The organism is Poseidonibacter lekithochrous (assembly GCF_013283835.1).
Lineage (GTDB): Bacteria > Campylobacterota > Campylobacteria > Campylobacterales > Arcobacteraceae > Poseidonibacter > Poseidonibacter lekithochrous.
Genome location: NZ_CP054052.1, coordinates 2,114,431 through 2,137,138, shown reverse-complemented (window position 1 = coordinate 2,137,138; position 22,708 = coordinate 2,114,431). Strand labels below are relative to the sequence as shown.

Below are 22,708 nucleotides of genomic sequence, written 5' to 3'. Positions count from 1 at the left end.
TTATTAAAGTATAATTCCATTCTAAAAAGTAATGAAAGGTGTAAATGCTAATTACACAGAATCATCCAGATTTTTTCAATGCCCTCACAGGTGCAAACAGCAAAATCGTAGAGCAATCTTTGATTTGTTTATACGAAGCACTTTATGGCAATGATTTTATAGTAGATGAGATATTAGATAGAAAAAAAGCTAGAGAAATTGTATATTCTGTAATTCAAGAAATCCCATGGCAAAGGGACGATGAAGAAAATGCTTTTGAAAATGATAAAGACAAAGCTTCTTACATTATACGACGACTAAAAGATTGTGGTTGGATTGATTTTATCATGGATAAAGCACTTCTTATAAAAACTTTTAACTTCACAAAAAGTGGAAAGAAGTTTGCACAAGTTTTATATGCTTCAAGTGATGAAGAAAATATACTAGTACGACAAAGAAATGTAAGAGCTACAAAAGCCTCACTAGAATCATATAGAAAGTCAGATGACCCAGCAGATTTAATAGATGCTATTAACTTCTCAAAATATATAGTTTCTGATTTAACAGACAATATAAACGACCTTCGAGATGAAAAAAATGTACTTATGCAACTAGCAATGGAAGACGTAAAAGTAGCAGGTGGGAAGTTTATCGATTTTGTAAAAGACAAGTTTGCTTCTGATATTGCCGTTAAATTTGGTAAGGATTCTGCAAATAGATATATCTTAGATATTGAAGAGATTGTAAGAGATTTATCTCTTGATGGTTTAGATGCTAGACAAAAGCGACTACTAGCGCATTTCCCAATGTATAAGAAAAATCCAAATGCTTTAAAAAATATCTTAGATGCTATTGATTTTAGACTAAAAAACGCTTGTGATACGAAACTACCACAACTTAAAAAAGAGATTTCTTCTTATATTCAAAGAGGAACTGTAATTTTTAGACAAACAAACTCTTTGTTTTTTAATAAAAATAAAGAAGTTCTAAAAATAGCAAGTATCATAAAATCAAAGTCAAAAGAAGAAAAACAAGAGTTATTAGAAGGTATTGGAAAAGCAGTAAAATATCCAAACCTTACGATGCTAAATCTCTCAGCTATTAAAATAAAAAGAAAAAGCAAAAAAGATGAAGCTGTAAGTTTCCTAAATCCTCAAATTACTATGCCAAAAGATGCATATATTAAGAGTAATTTTGAACAAAGAAAACATCTATCATTTTCTTATTCTCAAAAAGAGATTAGAGAGTATATACAAAGACATTTTGATGAAGCACAAAGTGAGAGTATTACAAACAATAGTTTCAGTATCACAAATCCAAAAGAGATGTTAATAGCACTTTATGCGACAGATATTATGAAGCAAGATAAAGAAACTTATGAAGTGATTTATACTGGTAATAAGTGTAAAAATATCTATTTTGAAACAGACGAATATATAATTAGAAAAAAGGAAAAAACAAGTGGCAATTAATATTTATAATAGCTTTATAGACCTAATGGAAGAAACAGGTCTTAATCTTGAAGATTTTCAGGCAATCACATCTTATCTTTTAGAAAATGGTGTGATTTGTAGAGAAGACACTCAAAAAGAAGAAAAATACTATGACCAATTTTTAAGATTAGAGAGTATTATCAAAGACTATTTGAACCTTATAAATATAAATGTAATTCATGATGAAGATTTATTATCTATTCGATTATATGCTCCTGGTTCTGATTTTCCTGACTCATTCGAAGATATTGATATGAAATCAAATATGTCTATGTCTTTGACAAGTGAAGAGAGCGCTTATCTTATCGCCCTTGCTATTTTATATAACCAAAAATTCAATGAAGGAGATGTAGAAGACGATGCTAGTGTTGAAGTAGAACTAGAAGAGTTCAATACTGCTTTAGCTTCTTATCTTTCATTTACTGCAAATGAGAATAAATCTGTAAGAGATGATTCTCTAAGAACTTTACGAAAACTAAAAGTTATCAAGTTTGCAAAGGGTGTATTTGAAGATGAAGATAGACCTTTGATTATAAGACCATATATCAAACAAGTGATTTTACCAGATATGTTAAAACCTTTTTTAGAAAATGAAGAGATGATAGTAACTGATGATGTAGTTACTGAAGTACAAACAGAGGAAGATATAAATGAAGATAAATAAACTTATTATTGCAAACTGGGCAAATATCCCAAACCAAGAGTATGACTTATCTGATTTAGTATTTCTAACTGGTGAAACAGGTGTAGGAAAAAGTACTATGCTTGATGCTATCCAGACTCTAATGACAGCAAATAAAAAAGGTATTGTTCAATACAACGCAGGGCAAGATGAAGCTCAAAATAAAAAGAGAAATAAAGAGTATCGAACTATCCAAGGGTATTTTGCAGGGGAAGATAGATTTAAATTCTCACGACCAAATGGATGTAGATCTACAATCGCTGTATGTTTCCAAAGTACAAAAGGTGAAGATATTGCCAACTTCTCAGCACTTATTACAGGAACTGTTTCTTTTGAAGAGTCAAAGGGTGAGAAAAGACCTATTTTAGATAGCTTGAATTTCTTTGTAATTAAAGATACACAACTATGTCAAGATGATATAAAAGATGAAAACAATAAGCTTTTAGATCATAAAGAGCTATACAAAAGTTTATCTGCAAAGTATGAAAAAGAAAATGTAATCAGATGTTTAGATAAAAGTGACTATTTAAATACTCTATATGGAAACCTATGGGGTAAAACAAAAACAACATCAGCCTTATCAGAAAAAGCTGCACGAGCTTTTTCAAACTTCATCCATGCAAGACCAGTTGATAATATCAATGCTTTTGTAAGAAATGAATTCTTAGCTCCAAAAGATATGAAAGATGAAGTATCTTCTTTATCAGATACTATTCGAGCCTTAGACAAGCTAAAAAAAGATGCAAAAGAAGTAGAAGAGGGCATCTCAATACTTTCAAAACTAGAGTCTAAAATGTCTGCGATTATTAGAAAATGGCATATTTTAGGGGAAGAACATTTTATATACAATCATTATGAGGTTTTAAAACAAGAGAAAAAAATCATAACAGATGAAAAAAAGTATATAAAAATTGAAAGAGAAATAAAAAGACTAGAAAACAAAGCCAAAAAACTAGACTTAGAAGAAGATACTCTAAAAGATAATCTACTTGAATTAAAAGTAGCTCAAAATGCAAATGATAAAGTAAAAGAGCTAAACGATATAAATAAAAAACTTGATGATATTAGAAAAGATTTCAACAAAGGTATTTCAAATACTATTCATATTATTGGAAATATAGAAAAGATTTCTAGAGATATCTCTTCTGTTTTTGTACATAGAGAAAAACATGAAAATATTTGTATGATTCTGAGTGATTTCAAAGTGATTTTAAATGAGTTTGAAAACGAATCATTTAATCAATACTTTTTAAATAATGATATTAACTCACCTGATTTAAAGTATCAAGTAGTAAGATTTAGAGAACTTCTAGATAAAGTTATAGATGCATATTTTGCTTTTGTTAATTCTTTGGAGTTCTCTCAAGAAAAAGAGAAAATAGAAGAAGACTTCATCCAAAAGAAGATGCAAAAAGAAGAATTAAGCGAAGAGATAAAAACAATACAAAGTGAGATTAAGTCTTTAGAAGAGACTAGATTTTTCTGTCCTTCTTTTATCCAAGACTCTTTTGATTTTTTGACTAAGAAACTTCCAAATGCTAATGCTCATCTATTATATGAATATGTGGAATTATTAGATGATGAGTGGAGAGAAGCTATTGAAGGATATATTGGTAACAATAGATTTTCAGTAATCGTATCAAGTGAATATGAAAAAGAAGCTATTGATATAGTAAGGCAAAATAATCTAAAAATCAAAATCATTCAAGGTAAAAAAGTATTAGATGAGCTTTCTTATAGAGGTAAAAGTATAGATGAAGAATCAATAGTAAATTTACTAAAAATTACAAATGAAAAAGCCGAAGCTTACCTAATTACAGCCTATGGTGATGTATTACAAGTACAAAACTCTTACGAGCTTACAAAAGCAAAAAGAGGTGTGACAGTTGACTGTAAAGCTGCTAGTGGAAATCTTCTATTTACTTGTGATTTAAAAGACAAAAGATTTATTTTTGGAGAAGAAGCTCAAAGACAGACTTTATACAAAATGAAAGATGAGTTAAAAGCTTTAGAGTTACAAAGAAATAGTATCGAAGGAAGTATTGATATTTCAAGACAAGTTACAATGCTTTTAAATACTTTTGATAAAAACAAAAAAATAGCAAATTTAGATGATATTTCTTATATAAATGCAAACTATAAAGCCTACGCTGATAATCAAAAGATAAAACAGCTAATAGACACTTCTGCTTTTGATGAAATATCACAAGAGATAAACAATACAAAACTAAGATTAGAGCAAATCAAGCAAGAATCAAAACAATTAAATCAAGATATAGGTTCAAACACTAGATCTTTTGGAGAAAAAGAACTAGTAGAGAAGAACAATCTTTTAGTACTTGAAGATAAGAAAAATACTTTAAGTCTTAGTAGAAACACACAAGAAGTAGTTTATGATAAATTAGTAATTCAATCAAATATAGGTTTTGAAAACTATGAGAAAAATCTAATCAAAATGATTGATTTATCACATGATATGAAAGCTCCATCAAATTTATTATCAAACTTAGCTAGTTTATGGCACGAGTTTGATAACTACTATACAATTCAAAATCTATCTCAAAAAGTAAGCTTACCACAGCCACTTAGTTTTGAAGAGATAATTGTATGCTCAAACCACTTTGAAGAGCTTATAGGCTTTAAAAAAGAGCTTATCAATAGAATTGATGATAAAAACAATTCTTTAACATTTAAGTATAAAAATGAAATCCAAGATGCAGACAAGAAGTTCAAAAATACATTCTTAAATGACTTCTGTAATGCAATCTATCAAAATATCAAAAGAGGGGAACACTCAATAGATATTTTAAATGATACTTTGAAAAAACATAAGTTTGGAAATGAAACATTTAAAATCAAAAGAAGTGTAGCAGATGAAGAACTACGTCAATATCAAGAGTATTTTAAAATCATACATGAGAGTAAAGATACAGTAGAAGATGGTTCACTTTTTGAAGAGTTAGAAAAACAAGGTTTTGTAGATATTTCAAACTCTCTATTATCACTATTTATGGATAATGAGAAGCATATTACAGAGCTTCTTAGAATCTCTGATTATAGAAACTACAACAACTATGATATTTTCCAAGAAATAGATGGAGCTAGTATTTCTTTATCTAGAAATGGTAAAAACTCAGGTGGTCAGGGTGAAACGTCATATTATATTATCAGATCAATCAACCTTCAATCAGCACTAAAACCAAGCGAAACAAATACAAACTCACTAGAAGCTATTATTATCGATGAGAGTTTCCTAAAATCAAATGAAAAAAGATCAAAAGAGATTCTTTCATATTTAAATGAAAGTTTAGGTTTCCAAATCATATGTGCAATGCCTACAAAAAATGTAGGAACATTCTACGAGATTGACTCCTCAAACTATCACTTTGTACAGTTCCCACTAGGAGCATATGATAATGGTGAGTTAGATTATCAAACATTTGTAGAGTTTAAAAGCAGAAACAATAAAGAGATTAAAAAACTATATGAAGTTGAAGAACAAAATCTTTTTGATGAAGTGACAAGAGAAGCTGAGAAAGTTTATGAATGATAAACTTATTTGTTCTTTAGAAAATCCTTCTATAAGTAAAGTGCTAAATGATATATTAAATCAATTAGATAAAAAGCCTTTTTCTCAAAGAACAAATAATATTAATATTGCAATAAATGAGAAAAATTTTAAAGAGTTATATGAACCAAGTGAAGAATTAAATGATGAGTATTTAGAAAAAGATATTGAAAGTCTTGTAAAACAAGGACTTTTTTCTTTTTCTAAAAACAGTAAAAGTTTTCTTCCTTTAATTGAACGAAATGTAAAACTTATTTTTAATAAAGATTTTGAAAACATAATTAGAGAATTTTATTATAGAAATAAGATTGTCGATACTTGGGAAAATGCCTTATTAAAATTTAATTTTGATGATGAACTTCTTGAAATACTAAAAAAATCGCCAATAGGAATTAAGACTAAATCACATTTAGAAGTTTTAGAAAAATTTGAAATTTGGGTTAAATCTAATAAAAAAAGCAATTCAATAAGACAAGAAAGTGCTAGATGTTTTTGGGGTATGTCAAAAGTTTTTGATAATAAATATGAATTATGTAAATACTTCCATTTATTAGATAAGCCTATATTATTACAACTACATGTTAAAACAAAAAATGCAAAAGATGTATTATTTATTGAAAATCTAGAAACTTTTATTGCATGTATTGAGTGTAAAAATAGTGTATTTGATGAGTTAATACTAATTTTTGCTTCTGGCTTTAAAGCTTCTGCAAAAAGAGTGCGTCAAGAAGAAGGAAGTAAAATATTTTTTAGTAATACTGATTTTTTTGATACAAAAGAAAAACAAGAGTTTCTTGATTGGTTTTACTCTAATGATAATGAAAAAAGAGAAGTATATTTTTGGGGTGATTTAGATTATTCTGGAATTTCTATTCTAAATTCTTTAAAAGATAATTTCCAAAATTTAAAAGCTTGGGAAAAAGCATATTCTTTAATGGTTAAAAAACTAGAGTTATCTGAAGCACATAGACCTAATATGGTAGATAAACAAAATCAAAAAACTGTTACAAATTCTAGTTGTAAATATACAAATGAAGAATTAATACCGTCATTAAATAAAACTAATTTATTTTTAGACCAAGAAATTGTTGAATTAGATTTGATTAAATAAATTAAAAATAGCAAAATTCATTCAAAATTAGAAATATCATAGTACAATACAAAAAATTTAAATATTAAGACAATATTATGGCACACAAACAACACAAAAAAGGATTACATCCACGTAATCCTCACAACAAAAGATATGATTTTCCTGCACTTATCAAAAGCTTACCAAAACTAGGTGAGTTTGTAGCAGAGAACGCATATGGTGATTTATCAATTGACTTTGCAAATGCAGAAGAAGTACTTACTTTAAACAAAGCCTTATTAGCTCATTTTTACGGTATTAAAAAATGGTCAATTCCAAAAGGATATTTATGTCCTCCAATTCCAGGGCGAGCTGATTATCTTCACTATATTGCTGATTTATTAGCTGAGTTCAATGGTGGAAAAGCACCAACAGGTAAAAACATCAAAGGTTTAGATGTTGGTATTGGTTCAAACTGTATTTATCCTATTATTGGAAATAGTGTATATGGTTGGTCTTTTGTAGGTAGTGATATTGAAAAAGAATCAATAGAATCATCTCAAAGTATTGTTGAAGCAAACAAATCTTTAGTAGGAAATGTTGAGTGTAGATTACAATTAAATCATGATAGTATTTTCACTGGAATTATCAAAGAAAATGATAGATTTGATTTTACTTTATGTAATCCTCCTTTCCATAAATCACAAAAAGAAGCAGAAGCTGGAAGTAAAAGAAAAGTTCAAAACCTTACAAAAAGAGTAGTTGAAAAAGCTTCATTAAACTTCGGTGGAAAAAGCAATGAACTATGGTGCAAAGGTGGAGAAGTTGCTTTTATTAAATCAATGATGAGACAAAGTAAAAAATATGCTAAAAACTGTTTTTGGTTTAGTACAATCGTTTCTAAAAAAGACAATTTACCTTATATTTATAAAACAATCGAAGAAATCAAACCAGTTGAATTTGATACTATAGAAATGCAACATGGACAAAAAATATCTAGAATTGTAATCTGGACTTTCTTAAGTAAAGAAGAACAAAAAGAGTGGTCAAAAAACTGGCAATAAAAAAAGAGTCTTAAGTTAAGACTCTTTTTTATTTTATTTCAAAAATGCTTTTTCAAAGAATTTTGAAACCTTACTTGGATCCCATGATAAAATCATAGTTCCATGACCTAAATTTCCATAGTCATCAAACTCCTTAATTATCTCACTGCCTCCAAATTTTGAATACAGTTTATAGTGTTCTTTTACAATAACCAAAAACATTAGATCTAAATCATTTTGAGAATATAGTTGATATATTCCCTGCATTAGATATTTGAATTCTAGATTCAAACCTTTATTTTCATTACTTACAATTAGTCTTGATAGTTCAGCTATTGTTTTATTTATACCACGATAGTTATCTAATGAGAATTTATGCTCAATTGGAAGTCTGTTTTCTGAGTCTACAATTATTCTTGTAGTACCTGAAATAACACCATTGCTTTTATACAAAATAATAGCAGATGTAAAATCATAATTATCAAAATTTAATCCATTTATAAAATCAGGAAATTCATCTTGATAATTCAAGTTTCCATAAATATTACTTCTTAATTTGAATACATTGAGTAGGTCTTCAGCAGTAGTTGCTAATGAAAGATTTTTGTTTTTATTTTCCCAAATAAACTGTTTGTTGAAAGAGATAGTCTCATCTATAGTTTTTTCTAAAAAAACTCTTTTTTGAAATAATTCTAGAGCCAATTTCATTTCATGATTGAAATCTTCTGGCATACAATCGATTTTTTTATACAAGATTTCTTGTATATTTTTTTCTAGTTGGTTTAACGTTATATTTTTGTTTATGTTAAACATTTTTTCATCCTTATCTTTTAAGATAGGACGGATACTAATTATGCGGCGTCATAGCTAGCGTCACAAGAAAAAATTAGGCATTAGGAAGTAATAATTTTTTAGAATAGGTGATTAAATAAGTAAAGGATTGTGTTTTTTTGTAGATATTACATCATCGCTAGGGATGAGTAATATTATAAATTTGATAAGGTATAAAAAAAGATTATTTATGAATTGTTAATTTTATGCCAAAAGAGGGGATTGTTTCTATAAGTTTGTTGTCAAGTTTTGCTCTAAGTCTGTAATTTAGTGTTCGAAGCGTGCTATTTGATACTGGACCATCAGGCCAAATTATATATTCTAGTTTGCTAAAAGGTACTATCATTTCTTTTGCTTCAAAAAGCATTTTTAGTAATGTAGACTCTTTTACACTTAATTGTATTGGTATATCCTTGTAAAAAAGGTTTTCATTTTCTGGGTCATAATAATAGTCATAACCAAGTGGTTTTCTTATTTTTTCAATCATCTCCTTATTTGCTTGTTCAATTTTATAGATAGTTAATATTAATGTTGATTTTAAATCATCATTCTTATATGGTTTAGTCATATATCCAACAGGATTAGTTTGTGCCGCTCTACTTAGAGTTATTTCGTCTGAATAGGCTGTTATGTACAAAATAGGTGTTTGATTACCTTCTAGTCTAATAGTATCAGCTATATCAATACCATCTTTACAATCATTTCCTAAGTGTATATCCATGATTATAATATCAGGTTTTTTTTGTTCAATACTATATATGGCATCATCATAGTTTGTAGCAGTTGCTACAACTTCATGTCCAAGCTTTATGATTTCTCTTTTAAGTCCAAGTGAAATCACTGTTTGGTCTTCTACTATTAATATTCTTCTTTTCATATGTTTTCTTTCCAACTTATTATTACTGTAACCCCATCATTAGTTTTGATTTTTATATCACCTTTTAGTTGTTCTTTTGCTAGTGTTTCTACTAGAATTAAACCCAAAGAGTTTGATGGTGCACTTTGATCGTAACCAACACCATTATCTTTTACTGTTAATACAAAGGTATCTTCTTTTTTTTCTAAATTAATAAATACTTTTCCTTCATTCGTAGGAAAGGCATATTTGAATGAATTTGAAATCAACTCATTTAGAATCAATCCACAATAAATAGCCTGCTCAATTTTTAGTTGTGTTTTAATATCAAATTTTATTTGAACAGCAGTGTTATAACTATATTGAACCTCTTCAATTAATAGCTCAAAATACTCATAAGCATTAACATTTGCGATATTATCTTGTTTGTATAGTAGTTCATGTAAATGACTCATCGCATTAATTCTATTTTGAATAGTGATAAATAAATCTTGAACTTTTTCATCTTCTATTTCATCACTTTGTAGCCTAATTAGGGATACTATAGTTTGCATATTGTTTTTTACTCTATGATTTAATTCTTTTAACAAAAGACCTTTTTCATCTAATGCAGTTTTTAAATCATGGGTTTTTTCTTCTACTTTTATTTCCAGTCTATTTTTCTCATTTTCTTGTTGAAGTATTAGTTCTTTATTTGCATTTTCTTTATCCACCTGTAATTGTTTGATTCTATCAGCTAAGGCAATAGAGAAAACAATAGCTTCAATAATCAAAGCAACTTCAATATAATAAGGGAAAGAGCTATAAATATTAAAAACTCCTAGACTTGATAGGTACATAAACATACCAACAGTAAAGAACATCGCCCAGCCAAAGAGTACAAAATAAGCTTGTCTGTTTTTTTTGAATGTGGCATAAATAGTAATACTAATTAAAAATACTAATAATAGAACACTAAATACATTTCTATATTTATTAAACATGTCTGTGAATAAAAAGATTGTTAATATAAAAGGAAAAGCTAAAAGATAAATATTTAGTAGTTTATGAAGTTTAGGATATTGTTGTGTACGAAGAAATGATCTTGTAAACAGTGCTAACGCAAGTACTGGTAATCCAGTAATTAAAGAGGCATATCTAATTACATTTTCTACCCATTCTGGACTCAACATATAAATATTTGCAATACCTCTGTACATTAACTGATGAAGTACAATTCCAAAAATATAAATTACATAAAATAAGTAACTATTATCTTTAGTGATAAAATAGATAAATAGATTATATAAAGCTAGAATAATCATAGCTCCAAAGAAAAAGGCTAATATAATTTGGTACTTAATTTCATTTGTAAAATAAGAATCATTTTCCCAAAGATTTAGTTTTACAATAAGTGTAGTTATATAAGAAGAGGCTTGTATATAATAAGTTTTACTTTCATTTGCTTCTAATTGAATTGAGAAATTAGGATTAATAGTTTTTCTATTCTCATTTATATTATAAAGCCCCTCTTGTACATACTTATATTCATTATCAGGAGAATAAAATTTTATGTTTGTAGTTAGTGCATTATCATATTCTAAAACTCTATAGACTTTTTTATTTGTTTTATTATGAATTTTGAATTTAATCCATACATTTATATTTGGTGAGTATCCATAGCCAATTAATTTTTTGTCATTTTTAATGAAATATTGAGGGTTATTTGATATTTCTTCAAATGTTTTCTTTTGAGAATTATCCACATAAATTTGAGATTTTGGTAGTAGATCATAAAAACCATTTTGATTAGGAATGTTTAAAACTTGCGCAGATAGATAGCTGTTGATAAAAATAATTAATAATATTTTGTAATGCCACATAATAATGAAAACCTATATTTTTGAATATTATACATTAAGTAAAGTGTTAAAATATTAAATATTTGAAATTTGTCATAATTTTGTCACATTTGTGACGCTAGTTGTGACGTAAAAAAGGTATTATATACATGAATTGAAGATTAAGTGCAAATTTTATATCAATAATTATTTCTATAAGCACTTAAATTATAGTTAGAAAATGAAACAAGAAATCAAAAATATGATAAGTAAGTTTAAAGAATTAGAATTTATGAACAATGAAGCTAGAAGTTAGGATTATCTCGAAGATGAGCAAAAAAATACCAAGAAATGATTTAGATCCAAATCTAAAAGTTTTAAATGAAATTGAAGATATTGAGGGAATAAATATCAAACTTTTATTAAAAACTGTTAACAAAAGAATTCAACTTGAGCAGGGTAGAAGCCATATTATTTCACATGGATATTTTACAAGTTTAGTAGGGAAGCAAAATACTGAAGCGAAAATTGAATTAGGTGTTATCTTCAAAGACAGAATTATTCCATTATTACAAAAATATTTTGATAATGACTGGGAAAAGATAAGAATAGTTTTAGGGGATGATAAAAAAATTGATGATAATAAAAAATATCAATTTATAAAAACAGAAGAACAAGAATATAAAATCAACGAAGAAGCATTTTTAAATATTACTAGTTATTTAAAAATTTATAATTAGAAGGTAGTTTATTTACCTTCTAAGATTTTAAAATATTCTTCTCTTGATATCTCACTAGCTCCAAGACTCTCCAAATGATCATTATGCACTTGACAATCTATTAGTTTTATATCATTTTTTCTAGCTTGATTACATAAATGATAAAATGCAACTTTTGAAGCATTACTTTCTTTAGCAAACATACTTTCACCGCAAAAAACATTACCAATCATTAATCCATATAATCCACCAACAAGTTCATCTTCTAAGTAACATTCAATTGAAAAAGCATAACCTAAATGAAATAAATTAGTATATGCTTGAATAAATTCATCACTTATCCATGTTTCATCTTCATGTTTTCTTTTTATATTAGCACAGTTTTTTATTACCTCTTCAAAGTTCTCATTTGATTTGATAACAAAACCTTTGTTTTTAATAGATTTTTTGAGGCTTTTTGATATTTTCATATTTTGAGGTTCTAGTACCATTCTTTTTTGAGGGCTATACCAATGTATATGATTGTACTCATCTATAAACCATGGGAAAATTCCATTTGAGTAGGCATTAATAAGTCTTTGAGGGTGAAAATCTCCACCAACAGCTACTAAGTCATCGTTCATCATTTCCAAAGTAGGGAAATCAAAGTTATCTTCATCTAGAAGATATATGCAGTGTTCTTTATCTAATAATTCCATATTGCGCAATAGTATCTAAATAAGAATAAAGATGAAGAAAAATCTTCATCTTTTTATTGAGGAGTATATATTTTGTTTGGATTTGCGTATAGTCTTCCTTCATTATCAGTTTTTGTGTGAATATACCAGTCTGAATATTCAGTTCCATTACTTTGAACCCAATCATTATAGTGTCTATAAACATCACCTATATTTTCTCTTTCAATTGGATAAGAAAAAGATGTAGGTATTAATAATCCCCAAGGTTTATCCTCAGATGTTTTATATGTAATATTATTAGCAATATCAGAGGCATCATGTTTTATATTAAAATAACTAAGATCTGCTAATGAAGTAGGCATATAATTTGGAAGATGAACTTCATTGTATTGAAGAACACCATTATTAACAACTAAAAAAGGATTATATGGTGGACTTGTTAAGTCTACTGTGTTTGTAAATATAATATTTCCTGTAATTGTTGGGGTTTCAACACTTGGTCGATTTAGACATACATTAATAAATCTATTATATGGGTCATCACATGAACTATTTTCTTTTGAAGAAACAGCAAAGTCATAATATGTACCCATTCTTTTAAACTCTCCTACTGCATCAGTAAAGAATGTAACTATAGTAGTTTCATTATCTTTTTTTAATACATTAGAATATGTTTCAACTCCATTTACATAAAAAGTTGATGATTCAATATTTTCAATAGGTGAATTTATTTGAATAGCAAAACCATTTTTATAAGCAGCTCCATTTGCTTGTAATTTAGTACTAAATTGTACTTCTTTTACTTTATTTGCGCTGTCATTTATTTCTGTAATATGCAGTTCTATACTCATGTCATTCATATCATAGTCACCTTCTTTAGGCCACATATCTTCATATAATAAAGTTGCATTATCACCTTCTTTAGGGTAATGAAGTGTATATGCACGTTCTGGATCATGATCAAACTCATCGAATGCATCGCTTACTCCGTCATTATCTGAGTCAGATTCAGCAGGAGCTACAGTAAATTCTCCATTTGCAGAACTTAGAGCATCCATTGGATTTGTTGAAAATGAGAATAGGGCATCGTTATAATCATGGTCACAACCACCATGTGTTCTTAGAATATCTTCAAACCCCATTAGTAGTATATTTCCTGCACCAACATTACTCCACAATAGTGCAACATGTTTATGATCAGGTACTTGTTTTGTAGAGTTTTCATCATATTCTAGATTTAATGATGATTTTGTAGAGAACATCCAGTCTGTTGTTCTAATACCACTTCCTGTCCAACCATTTGATACTATAAAAAATATCACTTTTGTTCCCGCTTTTAGTTCCCCTAAAGATACTGTTTGTCCATATCTTAATTTCCCACCACTATAATAAAATGATGTATTTGGAAATATGATTACTCCATGTTCTTTAAGTTCTGCTCTTGATGTTGGAGATTCTCTACCTGTATCTCCTTCATAAGTATAATAACCAAGAGTATTCTTATATCCAGCACCTTCTGAATAAAATGTTACGAAAGCATCAGCATCTTTTTCTATTAATATTTCAGGCTCATCAGTAGGAAAATAATCTGGATTTGAAATATCAGATTTTACTCCTTCTGGTAAAGCATATAAGAATGTGTTTAATATCTCAGTACTTACTTCAAAATCAGGAGTTGCAAGATTTTCAGTTTTTATTCCTGCTCCTGATGATGATTTGTAAGTATAGGAATCAAAAAGATAATTCCAACTTGGATCATGAGTTTCAGGTACAAAGTCCTCTGAAAACAGGCTACTAATAAACAGTACCGTGATTAATAAATTTTTCATAACATCTCCTTATTCTAATACTAAATAAACATTGTTATCAGAAATTGGTATTTCCATAGTTAAGCCATAAAATGGGATAACTAACCATATGCTTGTTATATGATTACCTAATGTATAAGTTAGGTTTAATTCTCCATCTAAATTAAATACAGTTGATATTATTATGTTTTCTAGTTTTTCCAAATCACCTACTGGTGTAGGAGTAATACTCATATTTTCATATAGTAGTACTTGTTTGTTTGACAATGAATTCTCAACAGAGATATTTATATTTACATCTCTTTGGTTTTCATAAGAGAACCCTATATCATCTTGATTTGTATTTATGTTTTCTGTTTCTATACTTAGATTAAATGGTGAACTTTCATCTAGAACTTCTTCTTCCACAATAGGCTCAACTATTTCTTCTTCTATTTCAATTGCTTCTTCAACCACTTCAGGAGTTTCTTCTTGAACTATTTCTTCAACGATAGGTTCAACAATCACTTCTTCTTGTTCCATAGTTTCTTCCTCAAGAGCAACTTCTACAATTGGCTCTTCAATTACTTCAGGAGTTTCTTCTTGAACAACTTCTTCAACGATAGGTTCAACAATCACTTCTTCTTGCTCAACAACTTCTTCCACAAGAGCAACTTCTACAATTGGTTCTTCAATTACTTCGGGAATTTCTTCTTGAACTATTTCTTCAATGATAGGTTCAACAATTACTTCTTCTTGTTTAATAGTTTCTTCCACAAGAGCAACTTCTTCGATTGGTTCTTCAACTACTTCGGGAGTTTCTTCTTGAACAACTTCTTCAACGATAGGTTCAACAATCACTTCTTTTTGCTCAACCACTTCTTCCACAAGAGCAACTTCTTCGATTGGTTCTTCAACAACTTCTGGAGTTTCTTCTTGAACAACTTCTTCAACGATAGGTTCAACTATTATTTCTTCTTGCTCAATCACTTCCTCCACAAGAGCAACTTCCACAATTGGCTCTTCAATTACTTCAGGAGTTTCTTCTTGAACAAGTTCTTCAATGATAGGCTCAACTATTATTTCTTCTTGCTCAACAATAACTTCCTCAACTAAAGTAATTTCTTCGATTGGTTCTTCAACTACTTCGGGAGTTTCTTCTTGAACTATTTCTTCAATGATAGGTTCAACTATTTCTTCTTCTTGCTCAACAATTTCCTCGATTGGTTCTTCAATTACTTCAGGAGTTTCTTCTTGAACAATTTCTTCAACGATAGGTTCAATAATTACTTCTTCTTGCTCAACAATTTCCTCAACTAAAGCAATTTCTTCGATTGGTTCTTCAACTACTTCAGGAGTTTCTTCTTGAGCAATTTCTTCAACGATAGGTTCAATAATTACTTCTTCTTGTTCAATAGTTTCTTCCACAAGAGCTATTTCTTCAACCGGTTCTTCAACCACTTCTGGAGTTTCTTCTTGAACTACCTCTTCAACGATAGGTTCAACAATTATTTCTTCTTGCGCAATCACTTCTTCCACAAGAACGATTTCCTCGATTGCTTCTTCTCCTACTTTGGGAGTTTCTTCTTGAACTATTTCTTCAATGATAGGCTCAACTATTATTTCTTCTTGCTCAACAATAACTTCCTCAACTAAAGTAATTTCTTCAATTGGTTCTTCAACTACTTCAGGAGTTTCTTCTTGAGCAATTTCTTCAACGATAGGTTCAACAATCACTTTTTCTTGTTCAATAACTTCTTCTAGAAGAGCAACTTCTACAATTGGTTCTTCAACTACTTCAGGAGTTTCTTCTTGAGCAATTTCTTCAACGATAGGTTCAGCTATCTCTTCTTCTTGCTCAACAATTTCCTCAACTAAAGCAATTTCCTCTATTACTTCTTCAACTACCTCGGGAGTTTCTTCTTGTTCAACAACTTCTTCCACTAGAGCAATCTCTTCGATTACTTCAGGAGTTTCCTCTACAATAGCTATTTTTTCAATAGGTTTTTTAATCACTATTTTAATAGGCGTTATTTTGGGCTCTTTTATTTCTTTTTCTGGTTCATCAAGAACTATATTTTCACTTACTTCTTCTTTTGGAATGTTTACAGTCTTTACTTCCTCTTTCGTAGGTTTTATAAGAAGTCTTTTTTCTAGTTCTTTTTTGTAGTGTGAAATTGCTTGTTCTTTAGAAACTAGCTTTTTATTTAATATTGTTATTGCTTCTACAATATCAGCAGTATGATCTTTGTCTTTTTCAAAATTAAAATCACAATTTAGTAAGGCTTTATGAGTATCTTTTGTAATGACAATATTGTTGTCTGGATTATCATCATTATCTATAGATTGTAAGAATTGTATTAACTTTACAACTTTTGTATCAGTTATGTTCTCTCTACTAACACCCATAATATCAGAAGGCAAAACATTGCTATCAGTGTTGATATCCTCACCATTAATTTCTCCTAATACAATTCCACCTACTGTGAATACTACTTTACACGAGGAATTATATGTGAACTCTCCATTTTCTCCTGTAAATCCTTGTTGAGAACCACAAGTGTATTCAATCCCACTTACTGGTGCATCAATAAAGTATCCAGTTTTATTTTCATTATTAGAGCCACAACTATTAAAAAAAATTACTATAAATATAAATAAGATTATTCTATACATAACAAACTCCTTGTTTGTAGCTTGTTAATTATAAAAATAGAAAATGCAGAAAAAATGCAGAAATTGCATTTTTACTTAAAATGTGAGAATTTAGAAGGGAAATAAAAGTTTAACAATCATCTTTTTTTGTGACTGTCCAACCTTCATATTTTTCAAGTGTATTTATATCATCAATTTCATTTTGAGTTAAGTCTAAATACTTCATAGTTTTTCCATCCCAGATAATACAAGGGAAAGTCACTTCTTTAACAAAAAGTTTTTTTATCTTTGAAAACATCAATTAATCCTTTAAAAACTTATTATATAAAAACTTTTGATAAAATTAGATTTCATATCAAAATAAAGATAATCCATGAACATAAAAAAAGAGTTATATTTAATATTTGAACATCCCAAAAAACATAGGTTTGGAATAGCAATACAAATAGCTATTTTCTTAAATATACTTATAAGTATAGTAATACTTTTTTTACAATCAGAAAAAGGTTTGAGTGAATACTTTGAGTTGTTTAGTATAATTAATTTTATTAATATAATACTATTTACTCTTGAATATTTATTACGTGTTTATAGTATTTCTTATAACAAAAAGATGGAAAAAATCAAATATTTATTTAGACCTATGATGATTATTGACCTAATTGCAATTCTACCTTTTTATCTTTCCTTATTTAATATTGACTTTGGATTCTTACGAGCTTTACGAATATTAAGAATTTTTAAACTATTTAGACTTGGAAAATTTGCAGAAGTTGATAATCTTTTTGCATCAATTTTAAAAGAAAAAAAAGAAGAACTTATTTTCATTACAGTGGTTGTAATGGTACTTTTAATAACAGTAACACCACTAGTTTATTATTTTGAAAAAGACATACAACCAGAAGTCTTTACTAGTATGGGAGCTACCATGTGGTGGGCTATTATTACATTTACTACTGTTGGTTATGGAGATATGTATCCTATTAGTTTAGGAGGTAGAATTCTTACTACTTTTGTAAGCTTTTTAGGTATTGCTTTTTATGCAATTCCGGGAAGTATTTTTACATCTGCTTTATTAGAAAAGTTAAATGACAAAAAACGAAGAAAGAATCAATCCTAGATAGGATATAATAACAGCTTTAATTTAAAAAGAGTGAAAATGATTGACTATAATAAAAAACTAACGCTTCATAGAGAACTATATCCTATGAGGGATATTAATATTTCTTGTGAAAGTGATAGGGGAAGAATTCTATCAGCTCCTTCGTTGAGAAGACTGCAAAAGAAAACACAAGTATTCCCACTTGAGCTTAATGCAGCTGTAAGAAGTAGACTAACTCACTCTTTAGAAGTTTCTCAAACAGCTAGATTTATATCAAAAACTATTTTGAAAAAAGCAAAAGGTCAGTTTGGATTAGCTGGGCTAGAAGATGCTTTTATTTCTACTGCTGAAATGACAAGTTTACTTCATGATATTGGAAATCCTCCTTTCGGACATTTTGCAGAAATTGCTATAAATGATTGGATGAGTAAATCAGGTATGGAAATATTTGATAATCATGTGAACGTTAATGAAGAGAACTTAGATTTAAAAAATATGTTAGTTGCTGATATTTGTAATTTTGATGGAAATGCTCAAGCCATTAGAGTAGTTACAAAACTTCAAAGACTAAACCTTTCATATTCACAAATAGCTTCAATTCTAAAATATACAAGAGCTGCATATGAAGAAAAACCAAATAAAGATGATAAGTATTCATATTTAAAAAAGAAGCCAGGATATTACTACTCTGAAAAAGAAATAGTATCTAAAATCAAAGATGCTTTATTATTAGAAGAGGGATGTAGATTCCCTATTACTTATATTATGGAAGCTGCTGATGATATCTCTTATTTAAATGCAGATATTGAAGATGCTGTTGATAAAGGTATCTTAAAATTTGAAGATATTTTTAGATTAATAAAAGAAGAATGTGAAAAAATGAATGAAACATATCTTCTAGATTTAGTAGAAGGTTTTTACAATAAAGCAAAAGAAAAAGAAGATGAACCTTATCAGTTTAATCTATTTTTGACTTTAACACGAGCTAAACTAACTCATGCTTTAGTTGAACATGTTTCTGATGTTTATTTAGAAAACCATGAAGCTTTATTTAATGGTAGTTTTAATAATGCCTTATTAGAATATGATAAAAGCAGTAAATATACAAAAGCTGTAGAAGTATTACAAAATATTTCTATAAAATATATTTATAACAATAAAGACATTCAAACACTAGAGTTAAAAGGTCACAAGATACTTACTAGTTTGTTTGATAACTATACGCCTTTATTAAAACTATCAAGTGAAGATTTCCAAAAATTAGTTAATGATGAACAAATATCATGTTTTATTTCTCATAGACTAATTAGAAGATTATCTTCAAAACATATTGTTGCCTATAAAAATAGTGTGACAAATATTGAAAATAACAATGAAGAAAGATACCAACTTGAAGAGTGGTATTTTAGAGCTAGGTTATTAATAGATTATATTACGGGAATGACGGACGATTATGCTTATGATGAGTATAAAACTCTAAATGCATTGAAATAAGAAGGATAAGTTATAAATATTTCAGATTCGATATTAAGTAAAAAAAGATTAGATTTAATTGCTAAGATGTGTGGAGAAGACTCTGCTACAAAACTAAAACAAGCCTATAATTCGGCTTTTGACACGGCACTTTCTGATGTAGATACATCTACATTAGAGTTTTTAGAATTTCTTGCAAAATTAGATCATATTAATGACTTAGATGATAAAGATAAAACTGCATATACAGTAGGACAAAGAAAAGTCCAAATTATTGATAATCAAAAACAGTTAAATATTGCTATAAAAAATATCATAAAATCAAAAATTGTAGGTTTTGATACAGAACAAAAACCAGTATTCAAAAAAGGTGAAACTCCTAGTAAAATGGCAATCGTTCAATTGTCAGATCAATATTACTCATATGTAATTCAAGTTCAGAAAATTCAAAATCTAAGTCCATTATTAGATGTTTTATCAAGTCCTGATGTAACAAAAGTAGGAATTGGTCTTAGAGGAGATAGTAAATCTTTATTTGATGAGTATAAAATTCATTTAAAAAGTTGTATTGATTTTGGTGCATTATTTAAATCAAAACTTTCATATCCAAATGAAATTGGAGCTAAAAAAAGTGTACTATTTTTCTTAAATCAAAGACTACAAAAAACAGGTAGAGCTTCTAGATCAAACTGGGAAAATAGGCAACTTACAGAGTCTCAAATTAAATATGCAAGTGAAGATTCTTCTTGTGTATATGATGTGTTTTTAACCATGATTATTAAGTACCCATATTTACTTGAAATCTTACCAGAATGGTTTAAAGAAAAGTTTGAAGAAAATCATTTTGAAAATAATTTGAATGAATTTAAGTTGGCTTTAACTTAAAATGATGTTATAATTAGAGTAACCAAACAATATGGAGGTGCTAATGACAAAGGATTATCATTTTTAATATTGTAACAAATTTAATTAAATAAAAGTTCACTATATAGTGAAATGTAAACATAGAGTTTACGTAAATAATGAAAAAAAGGGGATGAAATCTGCGTATTTCTCCCCTTTTTTAATGGCTAAATAAATCTATCTTTGATGTCATCTTCAGGTAAGATGCATTTTTCTCTATCCCCAAAGAGTTTAAATCTATTTCTAGAAACATACATATATATTTTGTCTCTTAAAAATCTTGGTATGATTTTGAATATATAAAATAGTTTCCATGAACCATCTAGTTCTTTTGCAGTTTCTAGAACAGCATCACTTTTTATATATGCAATATCATTTCTTATTAATGTTACAGTTTCTAAATCATCTGGGTCAAGATTGTATTTTAATAAGTAATTTTTACCTAATCTTGAATGGGCACTTAAAAATTTAAAATGTTTATTTTTATCGTTTTTAATAATCCAATGAACAGAAGATTCACATAATGTACAATTACTATCGTAAATCATAATCAAAATTTAGCCTTCATTATATTTTGCTTAAACGTATAGTACTTAACATTGGCTATAATATACCTAAGATTAAAATTAAAAAGAAAAATAATGAATAAACAAAATATTATTATTGCTCCTGATTCTTTCAAAGAAACCATGAGTGCACAAGAAGTTTGTGATGGTATAAAAAATGGTTTTCAAAGAGTGTTTACAAATGCAAACTTTCATACAATTCCCCTAGCTGACGGAGGTGAGGGTACTGTAGAAGTTTTAGTAAACTCAACTTCTGGGGAGATTATTAAAACAAAAGTTTATGATCCACTTTTTCGTGAAGTAGAATCTTTTTACGGAATATTAGGAGATAAAAAAACAGCAATTATTGAAATGGCTAGTGCTAGTGGATTAGAACTTCTATCTCAAAACGAGAAAAATCCTATGAATACAAGCTCTTATGGTTTTGGACAATTAATAAATCATGCCCTAGAAAATGGTGTAAAAGATTTTGTTTTAGGTCTTGGAGGAAGTGCTACAAATGATTGTGGTATTGGTATGCTTCAAGCTTTAGGGGTTATTTTTTATGATAACAAAAATAATATTTTACCTTTAGTGTGTGGAAAAGACTTAGAAAATATCTCAAGTTTTGATGCAAGTTTATTAAAAGAAAAATTCAAAAATATTAATATTGAAGTTGCTTGTGATGTAAAAAATCCTTTATGTGGCTCAAATGGTGCTTCTTATGTTTTTGGAAAACAAAAAGGCGCAAATAAAGATATGATAAAAACTCTTGACTCTTATGTCTCAAGTTTTGCAGATTTATGCGAAAGCACACTATCTATAAAAAGAAGAGATATAGAAGGTTGTGGAGCTGCCGGGGGATTAGGATTTGCTTTGATTACATTCTTAGATGCAAAACTAAAAAGTGGTATTGATATAATTATGGATAAAGCTGGTTTAGAGCAAATAATACAAAAAGCAGATTTAGTTATAACAGGTGAGGGTAAAATTGATTCTCAAACTATTAATGGGAAAACTCCAATTGGTGTAGCAAAACTAGCAAAGAAATATGATAAAAAAGTAATTGCAATTGCTGGATGCGTTAGCAATGATTATGAAGTTGTATTTGATTATGGAATTGATGCAGTTTTTGATATAACACCAATATCTATGGATTTTGAAACAATTAAAAAAGAGTCAAAAAGAAATCTAGAACTAACAGCTTTTAATATAGCCAAGTGCTTATCTATGTAAAATTCTGCTATTTATCTAGTAGAATAAAGCATAATTTTTTATAAGAGTTTTTATTGAATTACCATGTAGTTCAATACTTATTACTCCATCACAAAATATTTTATAATAGGACTTTTTATCTTTTACTGATTATACTCTAAATCATTCTTATCGTGCCATGACTTTACAAAAGGCTCACATATATCCCAAGCAATATCTATAGATTCACTAGCTTTTTTTATATCTTGTGAAGCTTGAAATAGAGAATCTGATAATTTCTTTCTTCCT

At 28.3% G+C, this 22,708-nt stretch carries 18 protein-coding genes; 10 read left to right on the top strand and 8 right to left on the bottom strand.

From position 1 onward, the window contains the following. Positions 1-44 precede the first annotated feature (44 nt). The 5 genes from ALEK_RS10145 (at position 45) to rlmF (ending at position 7,858) form a co-directional block, all read left to right on the top strand. Positions 45-1,451, top strand: a complete 1,407-nt coding sequence (locus tag ALEK_RS10145) for a Wadjet anti-phage system protein JetA family protein (RefSeq protein ID WP_071625277.1) — start codon at positions 45-47, stop codon at positions 1,449-1,451. Then, a complete protein-coding gene (locus ALEK_RS10140; RefSeq protein ID WP_071625278.1) occupies positions 1,441-2,136 on the top strand; it encodes a DUF4194 domain-containing protein in 696 nt (231 codons plus the stop codon). Before ALEK_RS10145 ends, ALEK_RS10140 begins: the two co-directional genes overlap by 11 nt. Continuing rightward, positions 2,123-5,704 (top strand): ATP-binding protein, encoded by a 3,582-nt coding sequence (locus ALEK_RS10135; RefSeq protein ID WP_071625279.1) that lies wholly within the window; start codon positions 2,123-2,125, stop codon positions 5,702-5,704. The genes ALEK_RS10140 and ALEK_RS10135 overlap by 14 nt, the downstream gene beginning before the upstream one ends. Next, positions 5,697-6,833 carry a Wadjet anti-phage system protein JetD domain-containing protein gene (locus tag ALEK_RS10130; protein WP_071625280.1) on the top strand — a complete coding sequence of 379 codons (1,137 nt, stop codon included), beginning with the start codon at positions 5,697-5,699 and terminating at the stop codon, positions 6,831-6,833. Before ALEK_RS10135 ends, ALEK_RS10130 begins: the two co-directional genes overlap by 8 nt. 77 nt (positions 6,834-6,910) lie before the next feature. Next, positions 6,911-7,858 carry a 23S rRNA (adenine(1618)-N(6))-methyltransferase RlmF gene (gene rlmF, locus ALEK_RS10125; RefSeq protein ID WP_071625281.1) on the top strand — a complete coding sequence of 316 codons (948 nt, stop codon included), beginning with the start codon at positions 6,911-6,913 and terminating at the stop codon, positions 7,856-7,858. A gap of 33 nt (positions 7,859-7,891) precedes the next feature. Here rlmF and ALEK_RS10120 read toward each other — a convergent pair whose 3' ends face one another. From ALEK_RS10120 to ALEK_RS10110, 3 genes are all read right to left on the bottom strand, one after another. Further along, positions 7,892-8,650: an N-acyl amino acid synthase FeeM domain-containing protein gene (locus ALEK_RS10120; RefSeq protein ID WP_071625282.1), complete on the bottom strand. Its 759-nt coding sequence runs from the start codon at positions 8,648-8,650 to the stop codon at positions 7,892-7,894. 202 nt (positions 8,651-8,852) lie between these two features. Next, complete coding sequence (locus ALEK_RS10115) at positions 8,853-9,545, bottom strand: response regulator (protein ID WP_071625283.1); 693 nt, start codon at positions 9,543-9,545, stop codon at positions 8,853-8,855. Next, positions 9,542-11,386, bottom strand: a complete 1,845-nt coding sequence (locus ALEK_RS10110) for a 7TM diverse intracellular signaling domain-containing protein (RefSeq protein WP_173424133.1) — start codon at positions 11,384-11,386, stop codon at positions 9,542-9,544. The genes ALEK_RS10115 and ALEK_RS10110 overlap by 4 nt, the downstream gene beginning before the upstream one ends. A gap of 287 nt (positions 11,387-11,673) precedes the next feature. Between ALEK_RS10110 and ALEK_RS10105 the strand changes: the two genes are divergently transcribed. Next, positions 11,674-12,084 (top strand): hypothetical protein, encoded by a 411-nt coding sequence (locus tag ALEK_RS10105; protein WP_071625285.1) that lies wholly within the window; start codon positions 11,674-11,676, stop codon positions 12,082-12,084. 8 nt (positions 12,085-12,092) lie between these two features. On the opposite strand, the gene aat is transcribed toward ALEK_RS10105, so the two are convergent. From aat to ALEK_RS10085, 4 genes are all read right to left on the bottom strand, one after another. Beyond that, complete coding sequence (gene aat / locus ALEK_RS10100; protein ID WP_071625286.1) at positions 12,093-12,761, bottom strand: leucyl/phenylalanyl-tRNA--protein transferase; 669 nt, start codon at positions 12,759-12,761, stop codon at positions 12,093-12,095. Positions 12,762-12,814: 53 nt separating this feature from the next. Then, positions 12,815-14,569 (bottom strand): LruC domain-containing protein, encoded by a 1,755-nt coding sequence (locus ALEK_RS10095; RefSeq protein WP_071625287.1) that lies wholly within the window; start codon positions 14,567-14,569, stop codon positions 12,815-12,817. A gap of 9 nt (positions 14,570-14,578) precedes the next feature. Further along, positions 14,579-17,203 (bottom strand): hypothetical protein, encoded by a 2,625-nt coding sequence (locus tag ALEK_RS10090; protein WP_071625288.1) that lies wholly within the window; start codon positions 17,201-17,203, stop codon positions 14,579-14,581. Between the two features lie 109 nt (positions 17,204-17,312). Then, entirely contained in the window at positions 17,313-17,480 is a 168-nt protein-coding gene (locus ALEK_RS10085; RefSeq protein WP_164072410.1) for a hypothetical protein, read from the bottom strand. A gap of 75 nt (positions 17,481-17,555) precedes the next feature. Between ALEK_RS10085 and ALEK_RS10080 the strand changes: the two genes are divergently transcribed. From ALEK_RS10080 to ALEK_RS10070, 3 genes are all read left to right on the top strand, one after another. Beyond that, positions 17,556-18,302 carry an ion transporter gene (locus ALEK_RS10080; RefSeq protein WP_083574551.1) on the top strand — a complete coding sequence of 249 codons (747 nt, stop codon included), beginning with the start codon at positions 17,556-17,558 and terminating at the stop codon, positions 18,300-18,302. A 39-nt stretch (positions 18,303-18,341) separates the two neighbouring features. After that, positions 18,342-19,778: a dGTPase gene (gene dgt / locus ALEK_RS10075; protein WP_071625289.1), complete on the top strand. Its 1,437-nt coding sequence runs from the start codon at positions 18,342-18,344 to the stop codon at positions 19,776-19,778. Positions 19,779-19,844: 66 nt separating this feature from the next. After that, complete coding sequence (locus ALEK_RS10070) at positions 19,845-20,642, top strand: 3'-5' exonuclease (protein ID WP_071625290.1); 798 nt, start codon at positions 19,845-19,847, stop codon at positions 20,640-20,642. A 185-nt stretch (positions 20,643-20,827) separates the two neighbouring features. Here ALEK_RS10070 and ALEK_RS10065 read toward each other — a convergent pair whose 3' ends face one another. Next, positions 20,828-21,208, bottom strand: coding sequence for a thiol-disulfide oxidoreductase DCC family protein (locus ALEK_RS10065; protein WP_071626109.1), 381 nt, complete (start codon positions 21,206-21,208; stop codon positions 20,828-20,830). Between the two features lie 93 nt (positions 21,209-21,301). On the opposite strand from ALEK_RS10065, the gene ALEK_RS10060 reads away from it, so the two are divergent. Beyond that, complete coding sequence (locus tag ALEK_RS10060) at positions 21,302-22,441, top strand: glycerate kinase (protein ID WP_071625291.1); 1,140 nt, start codon at positions 21,302-21,304, stop codon at positions 22,439-22,441. Positions 22,442-22,708 lie beyond the last annotated feature (267 nt).